We start from the raw sequence: 18,727 nt of genomic DNA, 5'->3' as shown, positions 1-18,727 counted from the left end.
TTCACTCCTCGCGCCGTGCGTACTCCCGCACCACGGCCCGGGCGCGCTCGGCGAGCGCGTGACTCCCGGGCAGCTCCCGCCCGAGCAGCCGTGGGACGGCGAGCGCCAGGCTGACGGAGTTGGTGAGGACACAGCCGCGGACCTCCTCCAGTTGCGCCCTCTCCACCGTGCGCTCCACCACCGGCATGTCCCCGAGCCGCCCTTCCTCCAGCAGCACGGCGCGGATGACGCCAGGGAGGCAGGGGGCCTCCAGGGGCGGAGTCACCACCGCGTCGCCCAGGAGGAAGAACAGATTGCCGTTCGGTGCCTCGCAGAGCTCCCCCGCCTCGTTGGCGAAGACCGTCCCCCGGCCGAAGTGCGCGTACTGCCGCAGGTACGAGACGCTCTTGTGTCTCAACGTGGGATCATTCCTCCGGTAGCCGCGATCCTCCAGCTCGTCGAGGACGGTGTGCGCGTGTGGCGCCGGCAGGGCCCGGAAGGACAGCAGCAGCCGCCCATCTCCCGCCACCAGCTTGCCCACGCCGGTGAAGCGTGGTCCCAGGCTGGCATCCGCCTCCAGACACCGGTGCAGGGCCTCACGGACGGACCCGGCGGTGAGCACGTCCTCGGGCGGTGCGCGCACGCAGCCCGCATGGGCCCCGAGGCTCGACCGGAGCCTCGCGAGGTGCCGCTCCAGGAACATGGGCGTGCCCTCGGTGACGAGGAATGTCTCGAAGAACCCCGCGCCGAAGAAGAACGACTGGAGGAAGTCCTGGAGCCGCAGCTCCTCCAGCCGCCGCACCTCTCCGTTCACCGCGACCGTGTCCATCATCCGATTCGCGCCTCCAGGAACCTCGCGAGCAACGTGTTGCCGTGCGGCGTGAGGAAGGACTCGGGATGGAACTGGATGCCCTCCACCCAGGGGTACTCGCGGTGACGCAGTCCCATCACCAGCTCGCCGCACCAGGCCGTGACTTCCAGGCAGTCCGGAAGGCTCGCCCGTTCCACCACCAGCGAGTGGTAGCGCGCCGCGACGAAGGGCGCTGGCAGCCCCCGGAAGACGCCCCGGCCATCGTGGTGGATGTCAGCCGTCTTCCCGTGCACCGGCACCGGAGCCCGCACGACGCGCCCGCCGAACACCTGGCCGATGGACTGGTGCCCCAGGCACACCCCGAGCACCGGCACCCGGCCCGCGAAGGCACGGATGACCTCCAGGGAGATGCCGGCCTCGTTCGGCGTGCACGGGCCCGGAGAGATGACGATGTGGTCCGGCCGCAGCGCCTCCACCCCGGCGAGGGTGATGGCATCGTTGCGCACCACCTTCAGCTCCGCCCCGAGCCCACCCAGCGCCTGCACGAGGTTGAAGGTGAAGGAGTCGAAGTTGTCGATGAGCAGCATCATGTCGCGTCCCCCACCGGCCGTGCCGACAGCGCGAGCAGCAGCGAGCGCGCCTTGTGCAGCGTCTCCTGGTACTCGCGCCTCGGCTCCGAGTCGTGGACGATGCCCGCCCCCACCTGCACCCAGGCCCGGCCGCCCTTCAGCAGCATCGTGCGGATGACGATGTTCAGGTCCAGCTCGCCCGTGAAGCTCAGGTACCCGAGCGAGCCCGTGTAGAGGCCCCGCGCGTGTGGCTCCAGCTCGGTGATGATCTGCATGGTTCGAATCTTCGGCACGCCCGTGATGGTGCCGCCCGGGAACACCGCCGCCACCACGTCGAGCGGCTCCACTCCCGGTGCCAGCCGGCCCACCACCTCGGACTCGATGTGCAGCACGTGCGCGTACTCGATGATCTCCATCAGCTTCGCCACCTGGACGCTCCCGTAGGCGCAGACGCGCCCCAGGTCGTTGCGCTCCAGGTCCACCAGCATCGCGTGCTCGGCTTGCTCCTTCTCGCTGGTGCGCAGCTCGTGCACGAACCGGGCGTTCTCCTCCGGCGTGCCCCTGCGCCGCGTGCCCGCGATCGGACGGGTGATGGCCCGGCCGTCCTCCACCCGCACCAGCCGCTCGGGCGAGGCGCTCACCACCTCGAAGCCGTCCACCTCCAGGTAGCTGGCGAAGTGCACCGGGCTGAGCGTCGACAGGGCCTCGTACAGCTCCAGCGCGGGCAGCCTGGGCTCCACTTCCAGCCGCTGCGAGAGGTTGACCTGGTAGGTGTCTCCCGCGCGGATGTACTCCTGGACCCGCTCCACCGCTCGCTGGTAGCCCTCCTGCGTGAAGTTGGAGCTCCAGGGCACGTCTGGAGTCTGTCCGTCCGCGAGCCGCCAGGCGGGGGCCGGGGCCTCGGTCGAGGCCACCTCGCGCACCACCCGCTCCAGTGCCTCCAACCGTCGCAGGCAGTCCCCGTAGTCGCTGCCCGTGGCCACCACGAGTGCCCGGCCTTCCGGATGGTCCACCGCCACGAAGGTGTCCACGAAGTCCAGTGCGATGTCCGGCAGGCCCAGATCGTCGTTCCGGTGGCGCGGTAGGGACTCGAAGTGGTGCGCGGCCTCGTACGCGAAGAAGCCCACCGCCCCACCACAGAAGAGCGGCATCCCCGGTAGACGCACGCCCCGCCAGCGTCTCAACAGCTCTCTCAGGGTGGTCAGCGGCTCGCCCGGGTGGGGTTCACCGTTCACCTCGCACCGCGCTCCCTTCGCCCTGAACGTGAGGAAGGGTTTGTTTCCCACGAAGGAGTAGCGGCCCTCGCTGGAGGTGCGGGTGCTCTCGAGCAGGAAGCGGTGTCCCGGCGGCAGGGCTCGCAGCAGGTCCACCGGCCTCGCTCCGCGCAACTCCACCGCACGGACGAGTGGCACCTGGTTGTAGCCCTCCGCCACGAGCGCCTCGAAGCGCTCGCGGTTCAGCGGAGATGGCGGCGGGGTGGGGGGGACCGACATGGGCGCGCTTGTAACAAAGGCCACGCGTCCATGGGCCCGGAGTTCAACCCGGGTGACGAGATACCCTCACCCCGTCCCTCTCCCGGAGGGAGAGGGGAGGGGAGGGGCGCTCAGTGAGCGTGCCCGGCCGATTGCGGTTGGTAGGTGACCGAGAGGATGCGCAGCCGCTTGAGCTTCCCTCCCGGTATCTCCCACTCGATTTCCTGCCCCACCGAAAGCCCGAGCAGTGCCGCTCCCACGGGCGCCAGCACGGATACCCGCCCCTCCTGGAGCGACGCGTCCTTCGGATACGAGAGCGTCACCTCCCGCGTCTCGTGCGTGTCCTCGTCCCGGTAGACGACACGGCTGTTCATCGTCACGACATCTGGCGGCACCTGGGTGGGCTCGACCACCTCCGCGCGCAGCAACTCCGCATCGAGCGCGTCCGCCTGGTCCCCAGCGGTCGTATCGATGAGGGTCCGCAGCCGCTCCATGTCAGTCGACGTGACCACGATCCTCGGCTCTTGCGTGCTCATGACGGCTCAATCCTTTGACCCTGCGTGTGGCCGGTCAACCAAGCAGGTTCCAAGCCGTGCCTGCATGGCGGCAGGGCGTCTGAAACCAGACGCCCCACCGGGCGTCACCCTGACGGCACGTCGGGGATTGACCGTTCGTGCGAAATCCAGACGCGCTGCGTCGTGGGATTCACCTGACGATGGCGGTTGCACACGTGCAAGGAGACACCATGGAGCTCGACCTCCAATCCACTGTGAAGCTGAACAACGGCGTGCGGATGCCCCGGTTGGGATTGGGCGTCTTCCGGGCCCCGCGCGGCGAGGTGACGCGCGCGGCCGTATCGGCGGCGCTCGCGGCGGGCTACCGGCACATCGACACCGCCCGCATCTACGGGAACGAGCGGGACGTGGGCCTCGCCGTGCGGGAGAGCGGCCTGCCCCGGGAGGAGATCTTCGTCACCACCAAGTTGTGGAACGAGGACCAGGGCCATGACTCCACGCTTCGCGCCTGCGAGCGCAGCCTGAAGGACCTCGGGCTGGAGTACGTGGACCTGTACCTGGTGCACTGGCCGGTGCCGGGCCGGCGGCTCGAATCATGGCGGGCCCTGGAGCAGCTGCTCTCCGATGGGAAGTGCCGGGCCATCGGAGTCAGCAACTTCCTGGAGCACCACCTCGACGAGCTGCTGGGCCGCGCCAAGGTGGTCCCCGCCGTCAATCAGGTGGAGCAGCACCCCTTCCTCTACCAGCCGTCCCTGCTGCGCTACTGCGCGGACAAGGGCATCGCGGTGGAGGCCTACAGTCCGCTGACCAAGGGACTGCGGCTCGGGGACCCGCGCGTGGTGGAGCTCGCCCGGAAGCACGGCAAGTCTCCCGCCCAGGTGCTCATCCGCTGGTGCCTCCAACACGACATGGTGGTCATCCCCAAGTCCGTCCACGAGGCGCGCATCCGAGAGAACGCCAGTGTCTTCGACTTCACTCTCTCCCCCGAGGAGATGCGGCGGCTCGATGGGTTGAACGAGAACCTGTACACGGGGTGGGACCCGACGGACGTACCGTGAGGTAGCCTCCTCGTCCCATGAGTGCTCCACGCGACCCCGTCTACCTGGACCACAACGCCACCACGCCCCTGCTTCCCGAGGTGGTGGACGCCATGCTCCCGTACCTGCGCGAGCACTTCGGCAACCCCTCCAGCGCGCACGTCTACGGTCGCCGGGCCCGCGAGGCCGTCGACCGGGCACGGGCCCAGGTGGCGGCGCTGCTCGGCGCCTCCGCGGAGGAGATCTTCTTCGTTGCCCATGGCACCGAGGCCAACAACCTCGCCATCCGTGGCGTGGCGGCCGCGCTTCCGGAGAAGCGGCACGTGGTGACCTCTGTCATCGAGCACCCGGCCACCACCGAGCCCTGCCTCGAGCTGGAGAAGCACGGCACGCGCGTGACGTGGCTCCCGGTGGATGGGGACGGCCGGGTCCGCGTCTCCGAGGCCGTGGAGGCACTGCGGAGCGACACGGCGCTCGTCACCCTCATGCATGCCAACAACGAGACGGGCGTGCTGCAGCCCATCGCCGAGGTGGCCCGCGAGGCCCGCTCCCGGGGCGTGCTGGTGCACACCGACGCGGCCCAGTCGGTGGGCAAGCTGCCCGTGTCCGTCAACGGGCTGGGCGTGGATCTGCTCACGGTGGTGGGCCACAAGTTCGGAGCGCCCAAGGGCGTGGGCGCACTGTACGTGCGCCGGGGTACGCCGCTGCGTCCGGTTCTGCTCGGGGCGGGGCACGAGCGGGGCCTGCGCCCGGGGACGGAGAACGTCGCGTCCATCGTGGGGCTCGGGGTGGCCAGCGAGGTGGCCCTCCGCACGGTGGAGGGCGAGGCGGCGCGGATGTGCAGGCTGCGGGGCGAGCTCTGGACGCGGCTGCGGGCGCGCGTCCCGGGACTGGTGCTCAATGGTCACCTGGAAGAGCGACTGCCCAACACCCTCAACGTGCGCTTCCCCGGGGTGAGCGGCTCCGCGCTCCTGGCGGCCGCTCCCGAGGTGGCCGCGTCCACGGGCTCGGCGTGCCACGCGGGCGAGGAGTCCGCCTCCTCCATCATCACCGCGATGGGCGTGGCGCCCGGGGAGGCGCTCGGCTCGGTGCGCCTGTCCCTGGGCCGGACGACGACGCTCGGGGACGTAATGGCCGCCGCGGAAGCGCTCATCGGGGCCTGGCGGCGCCTGTCCCCGCCCAGGTGAAAGCCCGGGCCCACCTGGGCCATACTCGGGCTCCCCCCCCGACGAGGAGCCACCTTGGCGGAGTCCTTCCCCGCGCCCTCACAGACGGCGTTCGTCCAACAGCTCAACTTCTGGGCTCGCGATGCGAGCAACGAGTCGGCCGCGCTCCTGGGCGCCTTCGCGCTCGGGCTGTTCGGCCACCTCCCGGACGAGGGCTCCGCCGCGCCGGTGTCCCTGGAGACGCTCGCCTCCCGCATGGGCGGCACCGTGCGAGGCACGCGCTCCGTCATCGAGCCGCTGGTGGGGCTCGGCTTCGTCCGGCTGGAGGAGGGGAGGGGGTACTCGCTCCCGGCGGCGAGTTCCTTCCTGCGCCGCCCCGACTTCGCCGCCCGGATGCGCGAGGCGCTCGGCTGGTGGCTCGTGTCCGCGAAGCTGCCCGAGGCCGTCCGCACCGGCGCTCCGGTGGACTGGCACGGGGAGTCACGAGATCTGCTCGGCTGGTACCGGAAGGAGTTCCTGGAGCCCCGGGCCCCCGCGCCGAGCGCCACCGCCGCGGACTACGACGACCGCGCCGCGCGCAACTTCCTCCGCACCCAGGCGCTCGTGACGAGCGGTGAGGTGGGCCTGCTGGATGCGCTGGTGTCCGGCCTCCGGCCGCTCGCGGAACTGGCGAAGGCCACGGGCTCCCATCCGGAGTCGCTGCGCACACTGCTGGAGGTGCTCGTGTGCATGGGGCTCGTCCGGCGGGAGGCGGAGTCCTTCGGATATACCGAGCTGGCCGGCCGCTCCCTGGACGCGAGCAGCCTGCCGTACTTCCAGCGCGCGTTCCCGGCCACCATGGACTACTGGGAGGCCTTCGGGCACCTGGACGAGGCCGTCACCCAGCGGAAGTTCCGGTTGGATCTGCGCGACCCCGAGACAGCCAGGCGCATCTACCAGCGCAACGCCTCTCGCATCACCGGCATCTTCGCCTCGCACGTGAAGCTGGGCCGCAAGGCCGCGGAGCTCGTCGCCTCCATGCGCTCGCTGAAGGAGGCTCGCGTCCTCGACGTGGGGACCGGCTCGGGTGTCTGGGGCGCCGCCTTCGGGCTGGCGGATCCCACGGTGCACGTCACCTACCTGGACTCCGAGCACGTCCTGGAGCAGGTGAAGCCCAACATCGCGAAGCTCAAGCTGGACGGACGGGCGCGCTATTGGGCCGGGGACTGCCTCTCCGTGGACTACGGCGAGGGCCAGTACGACCTCATCCTCCTGCCCCAGGTCATCCCCGCGCTGCCTCCCGAGGCGCTGCCACGTCTCTTCGGACAGCTCGCCCGCGCGCTGCGTCCCCGGGGGCTGCTCATCATCTCGGGCTACCTGCTGACGGACCGGCGCGATGGGCCCCTGGACGCGCTCTACTTCGCGCTGCGCCGCTACGTGTCCAACGAGGGCGACGTGCTGTCCATGCCCGACTTCCGGCGGCTGCTCGAGCCCGTGGGCCTCACGTCCTCCCGTGGCTTCGACATGCCCATCCAGCAGGTCGTCATCGCCTCGCGCGGTGAGGTCCCCTGGCCTGACGGCCTGCCCTCCCGCTGACGCTCCTGGAGAGACATGGAACCCCTTCGCTCGTTCTTCATGGAGGACTACCTCGAGGGCTCGCGCTTCACCGCGCGCTACAACCTCGGAGAGTCCGGTGCCCGGCCCCGCACGGTGGGAGAGCTGCTCGCCGGCTCCGGCGTCGGCCCCCAACAAGCCGCCGACACGTTCCTCTCCACCCTGCTGCGTGACAGCCCCAACTGGGGCCGCGCCGACCTGAGGGACCTCGTGGCCGCCATGCACCCCGGCGCCACGCGCGACAACGTCCTCATCACCACCGGCACCAGCGAGGCCCTGCTTCTCCTCTTCCGCCAGCTCCGCCCGCGCAAGGTGGCGCTCGCCTGGCCCGCCTTCCAGCTCCTCTACGAGCTGCCCATGCAGCAGGGCGCGGAAGTCGTCCGCCTGCCCCTGCGCTGGGACGAGCGGGGCGTGCCCTCCGTGGACGCCGACGCTTGGCTGGAGCTGCTCGAGCGCGAGCGTCCGGACGTGGTCATCATCAACAACCCTCACAACCCGAGCGGCCTCGTGCTGGAGCCGGAGCTGCTGGAGCGCGTCTCCCGCTGGACGGAGCGGTCCGGCGCCACGCTGGTGGGCGACGAGCACTACCGCTTCCTCTCCTCCGAGACGGAGGTGCTGGGGGCCACGGTGTACCGCGCGGGCACCCGGAGCTTCGTCACCGGCTCCTTCATCAAGTGCCTGGGTTGCCCGGGCCTGCGCATCGGCTGGTGCGTCGGTGACACGGCCATGCTGGCGGGCATGCAGAACGAGAAGAACTACACCACGCACACCGTGAACCCGGTCACCGAGTGGATCTCCTACGAGGTCCTCAAGGACCTGCACAGCTCCGCCCTGCGCCAGGCGCGCGAGGAGTGGCTGAGCAACCGGCGCATCCTCGCCGCCTTCCTGGAGCGCTCGCGGGGCGTGTATGGCGTGGCCCCCATGGGCGGGCTCGTCACCTGCATCGGCGTGCGCGGCGCGGCCAGTCCAAAGGAGTCCGAGGCGAAGCTCCAGGCGCTCGGCGAGGCCGGGGTGTTCGTCCTGCCGCTCAGCTCCATGGAGTACGGCGACCCCTCGGGTGCCCATCCGCTGGAGCGCGGTCACGGCTTCCGTCTGGGCCTGGGCATGCACCCGGACCGCTTCCCCGAGGCCCTGGAGGCCATCGAGCGCGTCACCACCCGCTGAGTGAGGGGCTGGTGGCGCACGAGCCGTCGCCCGCCCGCATCCGATGTGCACGGATGCGGCTCCTGGCGGCGACGATGACCGAGAGCGTGGCAAGCAGGACGATTCCGGCGAGCGCTTGGTGGGAACCGGCCTCCACGAGCGGCGCGATGGGGTTCTGGATGGAGAACGCGCGCTCGGCGATCCAACCACACGCGGCCACCGCTCCGAGGCTCGCTCCGACGATACGAACGGTCGCGTACTCGGGGGAACGGCTCAGCAGGAGGAGCCAGGGCATCGTCATCGCGACCACCGCGAGCTGCATGGCCTCGATGCCCAGGTTGAAGGCGAGCACGCTCAGCACGAGGGCCTGGGAGTCGAGCCCGAGCTCCGCGAGCACCGTCGAGAACGCGAGCCCATGCACGAGCCCGAATCCGGCGGCGATGAGCGGCTCGCGGCCCGAGAACAGGGGGCCGACCGCTCCCGCCACCAGGGTCATGGAATGACCGAGCGTGAAGGCCGTCACGATCTTGACGACCTGCTTCACGCTCCGTGGCACGGTGTTGGACGCTCTCCACCGGGCCCCGCTCGCGACCAGGGGGCGGCGAGCAATAGAACCAACAGGAAGAGCAGGTGGTCGGTACCTTCCGCGATGTGCCGGACTCCCAGTACGAAGACGGACCGGAAACCCTTCCACCAGGTCCCGTTCGAGCGATCGATGACGAGGTCCGTGCTTCGGTATCGCAATACGCCGAGCAGCTCGGGCTGGTCGGAGAGGACCCCGTTCTTGAAGTCACTTCGGATGGAGACGAACACCTTGTGCGTGACGACGCGGTGGACGATGGCGTCGTACCGGAGCGTGAACGCACCCGTTGCCGCGCCCGGGGGCGGCTGCATCGACAGGAGCGCCACGAGGCAGTTCGCCCCGTCGACCGGCCGCACCTCCAGCGAGCGCACGGCGATGTCGAAAGCCCGGCCGTCGGGCGCCGTGGCCGCGACGTGCTCCGCGATGTATCGCGCGAGCTCGCTTCCCATTCGCGCGACCAACGTCGAAGGGTTCTCGCCCAGGTTGTGATGCAGGGTGAGCCCCAGCTGATCCAACGGGAGCTGGAGCTCACCCTCGACCGAGTGCTCCCGCAGGTCGAGCAGGACCGCGGTCGCACGCTCCACACCCGGGGCCCATCGATGCGGACGTAGGTTCCGTTGACGTTGGGAACGAGCTGGTCACCCGCCCAGGCGACATAGGTGTCGGCGTACGCCGCGGCCGAGGTGTACTCGGCGAGCAGCGTATCGGCGATGCCCGGGTTGTAGTCCTTCACCCACGCGGAGATCGCCGCCGTCACGAGCTCCTGCTGTTGGGGCGTGAGGCTCGAGACCCGGACACCGACGCGGTCGGCCCCCGTCGGGTAGAAGGTATCGAAGATGCCGAACACCGCGATGCGCTCGTCGGTGAGCGGCGAGTACGTGATGCCGCCGCTCGTCCAGGTCTGCGGCTCGACGCCAATGAAGTTCGGTGTCGGGCTCGCCACGCCGTTCTGGTACGTCACGTCGATGGCGAGGTGGTGACCGCCGATCTGCACCATCCAGTTTCCCGTCACCGACGGGGTTCCAATGAACGTGATGGCAGGACATCCACCGCTTCACCCCAGAGCTTCAAATGCTTGGGAACCAGGTGCTTCAGTGGCTCGCATTCGCGCGCAAACGCGGGAAATACTGTGAATACCCGCAAATTGCTGATTCCATGAGTCAACCGCCGTGGCCCGATGCGCGTGCCACGGCTCTCGAGGAGTCACCATGCGTTCGAGATTCCAGTGGATATCCCTTTCATTTGTCACCCTCGCCGCGGTCGTCGGATGCGCTGGCGCGGAGGAGGCTGGCCCCGAGTTCGCTTCGGGGCGCACGGCCTCCTCCTCGTCGGAGCTGGCCGGGGTCTGTGACGGAGTGACCTGTAGCGGACACGGTGTCTGCAAGGACAACGCGGGCAGCGCGGTCTGCGTCTGCGACGAGGGCTTCGTAGGATCGTCGTGCGCCACACGCGGCGCCAACTTCTATTCGCGCTCGTTGCTCGTTCCGGGGATGGCCGACCCCGACGTCTACAAGGAGAACGATGACCTGTTCTTCCTCTCCGGCACCGGTGACGGACGGACCCTGCCCATCTACGAGACCAACGACCTGTCGAGCTTCCGCCTCAAGCGGAGCTACGACGCCTCGGCCGCCGACCCGACCTATGACTACTGCATGCTCTGGGCGCCGGACCTCGGCAAATACAACGGCGTCTACTACCTCTACTTCTCGGCCCAGCGGGTCCCCAACGGCATGGCTTGCCCGGCTACCGGCCAGGACGTGACGACCTTCGTGGCCTCGGCGCCAGACCTGAATCTCAACTTCGGCGCGCCCCAGCCCATCAACCCGAACACGACCTATCCGCGCACCACCATCGGCTCCGCCTGCACGCCGCAGGGTTGCAACCGGAACATCCGCATCGACTCGGCCACCTTCAATGACACGTCGGGCCGCTGGCTCTTCTATGTCTGGTTCGACCGGGGCAACAACATCTCCTCGTTCAACCTCGCGGCCCCTGGCACCGTCTACAACCACACCGGCCCGGCGCTCTACACCCTCCCCGCGAACGAGGAGGGCATCAACGAGGCCCCCGAGCTCCTCAAGCGCAATGGCATCTACTACCTGCTCTTCAGCAGCGGTTGGTACAACAGCCAGTACGCCATGAACTACATCATGGCGGACTCCCTGCCGGCGCTCACCCGGGCGCGCGCGGTGCGGCAGCTCTCCCAGCCGATGCGCAACGACGCCGGAGCGCTGATCCAGACCCATGGTCACAACGTGGTGGTGGACCGCCGCGGCGAGTTCTTCAACATCTTCCACCAGGGAGCCTTCTCTCCCCCGGGTACCTTCACCTCGCGCAGCACCTACAAGCAGCGCATCGCCTTCAAGCCCGATGGCTCCATGCACTCGCTCAACCAGGTCAATGTCCGCTGGACCCGGCTGACCGGGTACAACTACTCGCTCGACCTCGTCCTGCGTGATGGGACCGTGATTGGTCCGTGCATCTACGCCGGCATCATCGGCTCGGCGAACAAGACCGTCTTCAACGGCGTCTGCCCCAGCGCGGGCAACCGCATGGTGAACAAGGGCGACATCGCCGCCTTCCGGATCTTCTATTCGAACAGCAGCACCTGGGGACCCTTCGTCGAGAAGGCCTATGATGGCGTCTCCGATGACGTCTTCCTGGAGATTCCCGGTGGCACCACGCCGTTCGTGGACCTGAGCTGGAGCGAGGAGGAGACGGGCGCCCAGTACTCCATCGACATCCAACGGCGCGACACGGGCGCGTGGATCGGCCCCTGCATCGGCGTCAACTCCGTCAACCGGAGTCTCGCCTGGACCTACTCCGGCCGCTGCGACACTCCGGGCATCAACGTGGCCATCTCCAACATCACCGCCTTCCGTATCTGCACGGCGATGAACGGAGATTGGGCCCACGCGCGCTGCGGCTCCACGCCCTACGATGGCAAGAGCATGCACGTGCCCATCGTGATTCCCTGAGCGGGGCTTCGGTGGGAGGCCACTTCGTTCCGCTCCTCACCGGTGAGGAGCGGAATGCATCCGCCTCGTTTCACTCCTCACCGGTGAGGAGTGGAACGTGGACTGTCCCGTGTCGTGGACGGTGCCTCCGGGTGATGAGACTCCTCACAGCAGCGAGGAGAAGGAGTGCGGGCGGTCCGCGTACTCCGGATCCTTCATGAGGAGCGCGTGCACGCGACCCTGGGCGGTGGTGGGCACCGCCGGGAAGAGGTGGTGCGTGAGGTGGTACTGGTCGTTCCGGGGGAAGAGCACCCGGTTGAGCAGCCCCCACGCGAAGATGTGGTTGCGGGAGCGCTGGAACTCGTCCGCCTCACCGATGATGCCCGCGTGGTCCACCGCGTCCGACCAGTAGCGGATGACCTGGTAGGTCACGAAGTAGGGCAGCACGTAGAAGAGCAGGAACGCCCTCCAGCCGACGCCCCACTGCGCCAGCGCCAGCAGCCCCGCGACGAAGGCCCACCGGCACAGCGTCACCGGCCAGGGGTCCGTGCGGCTCCAGAGCACCGGGCGCACGAAGGACGGCAGGTGGACGAGCAGCAGCGGGCGCAGCAGGTGGCGGCGCGCGAAGTGCTGGATGGGCTCGGCGAAGCCGAACTTCTGGCGGGGGATGAAGTCCAGGTCCCTCACCGGATCCCCCAGGTGCTGGTGATGGGTGAAGTGCTCGCGCGTGTAGGGCCCGAGAGCGGTGAGGTCGATGATGGACAGCACGTGCCCGAAGAAGCGGTTGGCGCGCTTGCCGCGCACGAACATGCCGTGACACGCCTCGTGCAGCATGTTGCCGAGCGCGCGGAACCGCGTGGCGATGAAAAAGGCCACCAGCGGGTAGAGCACCCAGCCCACCACTGGCCGCGTCTCCAGCAGCGCGTAGGCCGCGAAAGCCGCTCCCACCCCGAGCCCGATGTGGAAGGCCATGTGCCCGAGCCCCCCGGCCACTGAGTGCGCGTGGCCGCTCATCCGGGCCACCTCCCGCGCGTACCTCGCCCTCAGCCGCGCCGCCACCGAGCCGGATCGCTCCCGCCCGGCGGGCGTCAGGCCATCGCTCGTGCGGCGGGGGGTGTCCTCCAGCGACGCTGGGGCCATGGGAACCGTCCGGGGGAACGGAAGAAGTGTAAGATTAGCTTAAACTGAGAATCATGAGGTGAGCAAGCAGGCGGGGGAAGGGGCGTGTGACGGGGTGCGTCAGGCGGCCGTGCGCGCGGGAGGCGCGAGCTGCGTGGGCAGCGTCACCCCGGGGCGCGCGGCGAGGAGCAGCTCCTGCGTTGGCAGTGGCAGGCAGACCGATGCGGTGAGGCCTACGTCCGCCAGCAGCCGGCCGTACTCCGAATGGGAGAGCAGATCCCCTTCGTTGGTGAGGAAGCGCCGCAGCCCGAAATAGAGGTGGTCCAGCGGGCCGTCGCGCCGCTCGTTCAGCACGTACTCGGCGATGACCAGGATGCCGTCCGGCTTCAGCGCGCGCGCCACCCGGCGGAACATGTCTGGCAGGGACTCGGGCCGCAGCACGTTGAGCACCTGCGGCAGGATGATGAAGTCGTACGCGGCCTCGCCGAAGTCCTGGGTGAAGAGGTTGCCGGGCCAGAAGCGCGCCTGGCCCAGGGCCTTGAGCTGCTCCACGTTGCGCCGCGCCTGCGCCAGCACCACCTCCTGGTCGAAGTAGGTGACGTGCGCCGTGGGCTCCGTCCGCGCGAAGGCCACGCCCCAGACGCCCGAGCCCGTGCCGATGTCCAGCACCGACGCGCCCGTCAGCGGACGCACCTGGGCGATGGTCGCCGCCGCGCGCCGGCTGAGCTGGTAGTGCGAGGCGAACACCGCGGTGATCTGATTCGAGTTGTCCGCGTAGAAGCGCCGGCTCACCTCGGGGTCCTTCAGGTCCAGGATGTAGCGCTCGTGACGCACGGTCTCCTCGAGCCGGTCCAGCGCCTCCCAGTACTGCGCGGACACGGAGAAGGAGCGCAGCAGGTACGGCAGCGCCTTGCCGTCCAGCACCTGCCGGGCCTCGTCCGTGAAGGTGCTCGTCAGGCCCTCGGTCCGCGTGATGCCCAGGTGGGCCAGCACCTCCAACACCCGCCGCAGACCCCGCTCGCTCGCGCCCGTGGCCGCCCGGAGCACCGCCTCGTCCTTGGGGCCCGTGGAGAGCTGCTCCAGCAGTCCCAGCCGGCCCACCGCCACCAGCAGCCATGTGCGTGCGGCGCTGCGCGCGAAACGGTCGAAGAAGTCCTCGGCTTCCGGTGAGGGCGCGGGCGTCGTCTCCAGGAAGAGCCGCCCGTAGTGGTCGAGCACGTCCCAACGCTGTCCCTCGTGGTTGACGGCCTCCCCTGTCTTCACCGCCTCCTCCAGGTGGCCGATGGGGCCCCACCAGCGCGCCGCCTCCTGGAGCCGCTCTCGGAACGCCGCGTCCCTCAGGAAGGCCGCGACGGGGCAGGCCAGCGCCAGTCCTCGTGCGTCATCCATCCGCACCAAACCCAGGCATACCAGCAACTCGACGAGCGAGCGCACGCCGCGGACCGAAGCCCCCACCTTCTCCGCCAGTTGCCGCACCGACACCGGCGCGCCCTCTCCTTCCACTGGCAGTGCGTCGAAGAGCCCCACGCTCAGCGATGTACGGAGAAGCGCCGACTCGTTCGAGGCGTTGCGCGCCCAGAAGTGCAGCGACTGCGCGAGGGTGGGGGAGGGGGCGCTCTGCGGAGCCGTCATCGGTACCTCGTTCGGGGAGCCTCAGCTTGTCCCTTCCGATCGTCCCGATGCAACCGCACCCCGGCCCGTTTCCAGCGCCGCTGGAGCGTGCGCTACCATCCCCTGTCATGGGTTCTCGAACGATGCTGGCGGGTGCGGTCGAGCAGGTGCTTCGAAGCGACTCCCACGTCCAGGACGTCTGTGTGGTGGGCGAAGGCGCGACGGCGGTGGCCTGGGTCGTGCCGCGGCGAGCCATCCGTTCGGGAGTGCTGGAGGCGCTGCTCCGCGAGCGTCTGGGCGAACAGACCCCGTGTGTCGCGTTGATCGACGCCATTCCCATCCTCGACTCGGGCGAGCCCGATCGCGAGGCGCTCTCGCGGCTGACACCCGCCACTCCCGCCTTCCTCCAGCACCTGGAGGCCCGGTTCCATCAGGCTGGCCGCGAGGCCGTGGCGCTGTCGGGCCCGAGGCAGCACGAGGAGCGGTTCGACCCGCTGGACGAGCTGCTCCCCGAGTCGTTGCGTCCCAGGACGGGCGCGGCCCTCTCCGCCACGACAGCGATCCCTGGCCCGGCCGCCGATGGAAGTTCGGAGCTGGCGGGCCCGTCACTCCTGGAGGGAGGCCCGAGGCGCGGTGCCCCGGGCGCGGCAACGACACTCGGGGAGCTGTTGCGGCACGCGGCTCGGGTCCACGCCGATCGCACCGTCACCTTCATCGACGTGGAGGGTGGCCGAGAGACGCTTCGGTACGCGGACCTCTGGGAGGAGGCCCTCCGGCTCTGGGGCGGGCTGGGCTCCCTTGGCGTGAAGACTGGCGAGCGCGTCATCCTCCTGATGGATCGTCCCGGCGACTACGTGCGCGCCTTCTGGGCCTGTACCCTCGGAGGCGTGGTGCCGGTGCCGATGGCCTGGCCGGCCTCGTTCGATCGGTCGCACGCCAGCATCGCCCGGATCCTCTCGGTGTCGGAGCGACTGGGCGGTCCGCTCGTGCTCACCAACGCCCAGGCCGCCCCTGTGCTCTCGGCGCTGGGTCCGCGCGCCGTCGCGCTCTCCTCGCTGGACCGCTCGGCCGCCGGCCAGCCCGTTGCGTTGTCTCCGTCTTCTCCCGCCGTGCTGTCGTTCACCTCGGGCAGCACCGGGCGGCCCAAGGGCGTGGTCCTCTCGCAAGACAACCTGCTGGCCATGTGCGACGCGACCCTGGCCGGTGGCTGGTACTCGCAAGAGGACCTCGGCCTGAGCTGGATGCCGCTCGACCACGTGGCCGGCACGGCCTACCCCCACCTCGTCAGCCTGCGCGCGGGGACCTCGCACGTGCTCGTCGCGAGGGATTTCGTGCTGGTGGACGTGCTGCGCTGGTTGGACCTGCTCACCGAGTTCGGTGCCACCATGAGCTGGGCCCCCAACTTCGCCTATGGCCTCGTCGCGGACCGGCTCGCCCGGGGTGAGCGCCGCGCGTGGAAGCTCTCGCGCGTGCGCGTGCTGTCCTGCGCCGGAGAGCCCATCGTCGCCGAGACGATGCACCGCTTCACCCAGCCGCTCCTCCAGGATGGGCTGCGGCCCGATGCCCTCTGCCCGGCGTGGGGCATGGCCGAGACCACGTCGTTCTTCACCTTCACGCGCGGGGTGCGCACCCACCCGGGAGAGCCTCACGTCCAGCTCGGCCCACCCCCCGCCGGCTCCTCGCTCCGGGTCGTGGACGACCAGGACGTCGTGGTGCCCCAGGGCACGGTGGGCCACCTCCAGGTGCGCGGGGCCGCCGTGCTGGCCGGGTACCTGGACGACCCCGAGCTCAACGCGAAGTCCTTCACGGCGGATGGGTGGTTCCGCACCGGCGACATGGCCGTCCTCCGCGAGGGCGAGATGGCGATCTCGGGGCGTCAGAAGGAAGTCCTCATCATCAACGGAAACAACCTCTACCCCCAGGAGATCGAATCCGTGGTGGAGCAGGTGCCCGGTGTGTTGCCATCGTTCGCCGTGGCCTGCCCCACGCGGGTCGGGGGCACACAGACGGACGAGGTGCTCGTCTTCTTCGTGCCCATGCCGGACGCGCCGCCGCTCGGGCAGTTGCTGCGCTCCATCCGGGAGGCGGTGGCGAGGGCGCTCGGGGTGCAGGTGGGCTATCTGGTGCCGCTCGCGAAGCACCAGGTGCCCAAGACGGAGCTGGGCAAGCGGGGGCGCACCGAGCTGCGGCGCCGCTTCGAGGCGGGTGAGCTGGCCGCCGAGAGGCGCGAGGCGGAGCGGCTCCTCGGTGGTGCCTCGACGCTGCCCCGCTGCCTGGCCGTGCCCCGGTGGGTGTCGAGCCTCCAGGTGACCGCGAGCGAGGTGTCGCCCGCGGGTTCCCTGCTGCTGGTGGCCGGTGCGGCCTTTTCCGCCCCTCTGCGTGAGCGGCTCTCCGGTCGGCGGCGCGTGGTGTGCGTGGAGCCGGGTCCAGCTCTGGCCGACGAGGTGGGGCGGGCCTTCGAGGCGCTCGCCGCGGAGGGACAGCGCTTCGAGGATGTCGTGTACGTGGCGGGCCGGGCGGCGCCGGTGGAGGCCATCTCGCCGCTGCTGCGTCTGGTGCAGGCCCTGGCCCCGAGGGTGGAGGGCGCGCCGGTGCAACTGCGGGTGGTGGCTCCGCGCCTCGAATCCGCCTCCGACTCCGCGGTGGGCCCGCTGCTGATACCGGGCCTGCTCTGGTCCGCGGCGGCGGAGGTGGCGGGCCTTGATGCACGGCTCGTCTGGTGCTCTGCCTCGCCGGAGGAGGTGGCCCGGTGCGTGGCCGCGGAGCTCGAGGGGCTTCGCGCCGCGCGTGAGGTGTCGTACCGCGAGGGTCTGCGGCTGGAGCGCGCGTTCTCCTCCTGGGTGCCTCGGAAGGTGGACTCTCCCCGGAGCCTGAAGCGGGAAGGGCTGTACCTCGTCACGGGCGCGCTCGGTGGGGTGGGGCAGGCCTGGGCCCGTCACCTGCGGCGGAGCCTCGGTGCCCGCCTGCTCCTGGTGGGGCGCCGTGAGCGGGACGCGGTCTCCGAGGCGCTCGTGCGCGAGCTCGGGGATTCGGAGTACGTGCCGGTGGACGTCACGGACGCGGCGGCGCTTGGCCAGGTGGTGCGTCAGGCCGAGGCCCGCGCCGGCCGTGCCTTCGACGGCGCCTTCCACTTCGCCGGTACCCTGGAGTCCCTGTCGCTCGGCGCACAGACGCCCGAGGCGCTCGTGCGCGGGGCTTCGGCACACGTGATGGGCGCCCTGGCCATCGCCCAGGCGTTCGCGGCGCGGCCAGAGGCCGTGCTCGTCTTCGCCTCCTCGCTCATGGGGACGCTCGGGGCGGGGCTGCATGCGAGCTACTGCGCCGCCTCCGGGTTCGTCGAGCGCTTCGCGGAGGCGCTCGTGGCGGAGGGCCGGCGGGCGCTGGCCGTGTCCTTCAGCTCCATCCGGGCGACGGGTATGGCGCGAGACCTGATGGCGTCTCCTCCGGGCTACCGGATGCTGGAGCCCTCCCAGGCGCTGGCCTCCCTTGTTCTCGCCATCGAGTCGGGGGCCTCGCACGTGCTGGTGGGGGTGGAGGGCTCGGCGCTCCCCTGGCGTGCCGCCGGCCTGGGAGCGGGTGTACCCCTGGAGCAGGCCCATGTCTTCGTCACCCAGGAGGCCGGTGCGCCCGCTCTGGTGGCCGGGGCCGATGCCGTGCCGCATGGAGTGCCCGGGCTCCCCCGGCTCGTCGATGGGACGATCGACCGGGCGGCGCTCGCCGCGGAAGCCTTCGGTGAGGCCACGGGCGGTCCCCTGGGGCCCCTGGAGGAAGTGGTGGTGGAGGCCTTCCGCGAGGTGCTCGGCGTGAACGAGGTGGGAGGCCGCTCGAACTTCTTCTCCCTCGGTGGCAGCTCGTTGCAGGCCACGCGGGTGGTGGCTCGCATCAACGAGCGCACCGGGCTGCGGCTGCGAGAGCTGGCGCTCTTCGAGCACCCCTCGGTCTCCGAGCTCGTGGGCCACCTGCGCTCCATGGTGGACCCGAACGAGCTGGACGTGTCTCAGCTCTCCGATGCCCAGGTGAGCCTGCTGCTGAGCGCGCTCCAGCCCTCTTGAGCCGGCGGCTTGTTTCAGCCGGTCCGGTTCCTTAGAGTCCGGGAAGCCGTGCCAGGCCCGTTTCCTCCCCCCCACGGGCCCCCGGGCAGGCTTCATCCGTGATGCTGATTTCATTCGCTC

The 18,727-nt window shown here is 70.0% G+C and carries 14 protein-coding genes and 1 pseudogene; 6 read left to right on the top strand and 9 right to left on the bottom strand.

Annotated features, from left to right (window positions below):
* Position 1 precedes the first annotated feature (1 nt).
* The 4 genes from JRI60_RS38970 to rnk all read right to left on the bottom strand — a co-directional run bounded on the left by JRI60_RS38970 (position 2) and on the right by rnk (position 3,367).
* Positions 2 to 811 (bottom strand): aminotransferase class IV, encoded by an 810-nt coding sequence (locus tag JRI60_RS38970; RefSeq protein ID WP_204221087.1) that lies wholly within the window; start codon positions 809 to 811, stop codon positions 2 to 4.
* Positions 808 to 1,380, bottom strand: coding sequence for an anthranilate synthase component II (locus tag JRI60_RS38965; protein WP_204221086.1), 573 nt, complete (start codon positions 1,378 to 1,380; stop codon positions 808 to 810). The genes JRI60_RS38970 and JRI60_RS38965 overlap by 4 nt, the downstream gene beginning before the upstream one ends.
* Entirely contained in the window at positions 1,377 to 2,852 is a 1,476-nt protein-coding gene (locus JRI60_RS38960; protein WP_204221085.1) for an anthranilate synthase component I family protein, read from the bottom strand. Before JRI60_RS38960 ends, JRI60_RS38965 begins: the two co-directional genes overlap by 4 nt.
* 110 nt (positions 2,853 to 2,962) lie before the next feature.
* The gene (gene rnk / locus JRI60_RS38955) at positions 2,963 to 3,367 is read right to left on the bottom strand and encodes a nucleoside diphosphate kinase regulator (protein WP_204221084.1); all 405 of its coding nucleotides are present in this window, start codon (positions 3,365 to 3,367) and stop codon (positions 2,963 to 2,965) included.
* Between the two features lie 209 nt (positions 3,368 to 3,576).
* Between rnk and JRI60_RS38950 the strand changes: the two genes are divergently transcribed.
* The 4 genes from JRI60_RS38950 to JRI60_RS38935 are packed head-to-tail and all read left to right on the top strand — an operon-like array spanning position 3,577 to position 8,306.
* On the top strand, positions 3,577 to 4,404 hold the full coding sequence (locus tag JRI60_RS38950; RefSeq protein WP_204221083.1) for an aldo/keto reductase: 828 nt from the start codon (positions 3,577 to 3,579) through the stop codon (positions 4,402 to 4,404).
* A 17-nt stretch (positions 4,405 to 4,421) separates the two neighbouring features.
* A complete protein-coding gene (locus tag JRI60_RS38945) occupies positions 4,422 to 5,570 on the top strand; it encodes a cysteine desulfurase family protein (RefSeq protein ID WP_204221082.1) in 1,149 nt (382 codons plus the stop codon).
* Between the two features lie 54 nt (positions 5,571 to 5,624).
* A complete protein-coding gene (locus JRI60_RS38940; protein ID WP_204221081.1) occupies positions 5,625 to 7,124 on the top strand; it encodes a class I SAM-dependent methyltransferase in 1,500 nt (499 codons plus the stop codon).
* A 15-nt stretch (positions 7,125 to 7,139) separates the two neighbouring features.
* Positions 7,140 to 8,306: a pyridoxal phosphate-dependent aminotransferase gene (locus JRI60_RS38935; RefSeq protein WP_204221080.1), complete on the top strand. Its 1,167-nt coding sequence runs from the start codon at positions 7,140 to 7,142 to the stop codon at positions 8,304 to 8,306.
* Here the strand turns inward: JRI60_RS38935 and JRI60_RS54735 are convergent.
* The 3 genes and pseudogenes from JRI60_RS54735 to JRI60_RS55210 all read right to left on the bottom strand — a co-directional run.
* A complete protein-coding gene (locus JRI60_RS54735) occupies positions 8,293 to 8,829 on the bottom strand; it encodes a HupE/UreJ family protein (protein ID WP_204221079.1) in 537 nt (178 codons plus the stop codon). The genes JRI60_RS38935 and JRI60_RS54735 overlap by 14 nt on opposite strands.
* Entirely contained in the window at positions 8,826 to 9,452 is a 627-nt protein-coding gene (locus JRI60_RS54730) for a HupE/UreJ family protein (protein WP_204221078.1), read from the bottom strand. The genes JRI60_RS54735 and JRI60_RS54730 overlap by 4 nt, the downstream gene beginning before the upstream one ends.
* A gap of 56 nt (positions 9,453 to 9,508) precedes the next feature.
* Positions 9,509 to 9,865, bottom strand: a pseudogene (locus JRI60_RS55210) (DUF3500 domain-containing protein); the annotation flags it as partial.
* 211 nt (positions 9,866 to 10,076) lie between these two features.
* On the opposite strand from JRI60_RS55210, the gene JRI60_RS38915 reads away from it, so the two are divergent.
* Complete coding sequence (locus tag JRI60_RS38915) at positions 10,077 to 11,846, top strand: family 43 glycosylhydrolase (RefSeq protein ID WP_239469982.1); 1,770 nt, start codon at positions 10,077 to 10,079, stop codon at positions 11,844 to 11,846.
* Positions 11,847 to 11,990: 144 nt separating this feature from the next.
* On the opposite strand, the gene JRI60_RS38910 is transcribed toward JRI60_RS38915, so the two are convergent.
* Positions 11,991 to 12,965, bottom strand: a complete 975-nt coding sequence (locus tag JRI60_RS38910; RefSeq protein WP_204221077.1) for a fatty acid desaturase family protein — start codon at positions 12,963 to 12,965, stop codon at positions 11,991 to 11,993.
* Positions 12,966 to 13,064: 99 nt separating this feature from the next.
* A complete protein-coding gene (locus JRI60_RS38905) occupies positions 13,065 to 14,576 on the bottom strand; it encodes a methyltransferase family protein (protein ID WP_204221076.1) in 1,512 nt (503 codons plus the stop codon).
* Positions 14,577 to 14,683: 107 nt separating this feature from the next.
* Here JRI60_RS38905 and JRI60_RS38900 point away from each other — a divergent pair, with 107 nt between their 5' ends.
* The gene (locus tag JRI60_RS38900) at positions 14,684 to 18,607 is read left to right on the top strand and encodes an SDR family NAD(P)-dependent oxidoreductase (protein WP_239469980.1); all 3,924 of its coding nucleotides are present in this window, start codon (positions 14,684 to 14,686) and stop codon (positions 18,605 to 18,607) included.
* Positions 18,608 to 18,727 lie beyond the last annotated feature (120 nt).

This window comes from Archangium violaceum (assembly GCF_016887565.1).
GTDB lineage: Bacteria > Myxococcota > Myxococcia > Myxococcales > Myxococcaceae > Archangium > Archangium violaceum_B.
The sequence above is the reverse complement of the archived record's forward strand: the minus strand, read 5'-3'. Positions and strand labels throughout refer to the sequence as shown.

Coding starts and splice junctions, on each gene's coding strand:
- JRI60_RS38970 (WP_204221087.1), bottom strand. CDS start 811: ATGATGGACACGGTCGCGGTGAACGGAGAGGTGCGGCGGCTGGAGGAG.
- JRI60_RS38965 (WP_204221086.1), bottom strand. CDS start 1,380: ATGATGCTGCTCATCGACAACTTCGACTCCTTCACCTTCAACCTCGTG.
- JRI60_RS38960 (WP_204221085.1), bottom strand. CDS start 2,852: ATGTCGGTCCCCCCCACCCCGCCGCCATCTCCGCTGAACCGCGAGCGC.
- rnk (WP_204221084.1), bottom strand. CDS start 3,367: ATGAGCACGCAAGAGCCGAGGATCGTGGTCACGTCGACTGACATGGAG.
- JRI60_RS38950 (WP_204221083.1), top strand. CDS start 3,577: ATGGAGCTCGACCTCCAATCCACTGTGAAGCTGAACAACGGCGTGCGG.
- JRI60_RS38945 (WP_204221082.1), top strand. CDS start 4,422: ATGAGTGCTCCACGCGACCCCGTCTACCTGGACCACAACGCCACCACG.
- JRI60_RS38935 (WP_204221080.1), top strand. CDS start 7,140: ATGGAACCCCTTCGCTCGTTCTTCATGGAGGACTACCTCGAGGGCTCG.
- JRI60_RS38915 (WP_239469982.1), top strand. CDS start 10,077: ATGCGTTCGAGATTCCAGTGGATATCCCTTTCATTTGTCACCCTCGCC.
- JRI60_RS38910 (WP_204221077.1), bottom strand. CDS start 12,965: ATGGCCCCAGCGTCGCTGGAGGACACCCCCCGCCGCACGAGCGATGGC.
- JRI60_RS38905 (WP_204221076.1), bottom strand. CDS start 14,576: ATGACGGCTCCGCAGAGCGCCCCCTCCCCCACCCTCGCGCAGTCGCTG.
- JRI60_RS38900 (WP_239469980.1), top strand. CDS start 14,684: ATGGGTTCTCGAACGATGCTGGCGGGTGCGGTCGAGCAGGTGCTTCGA.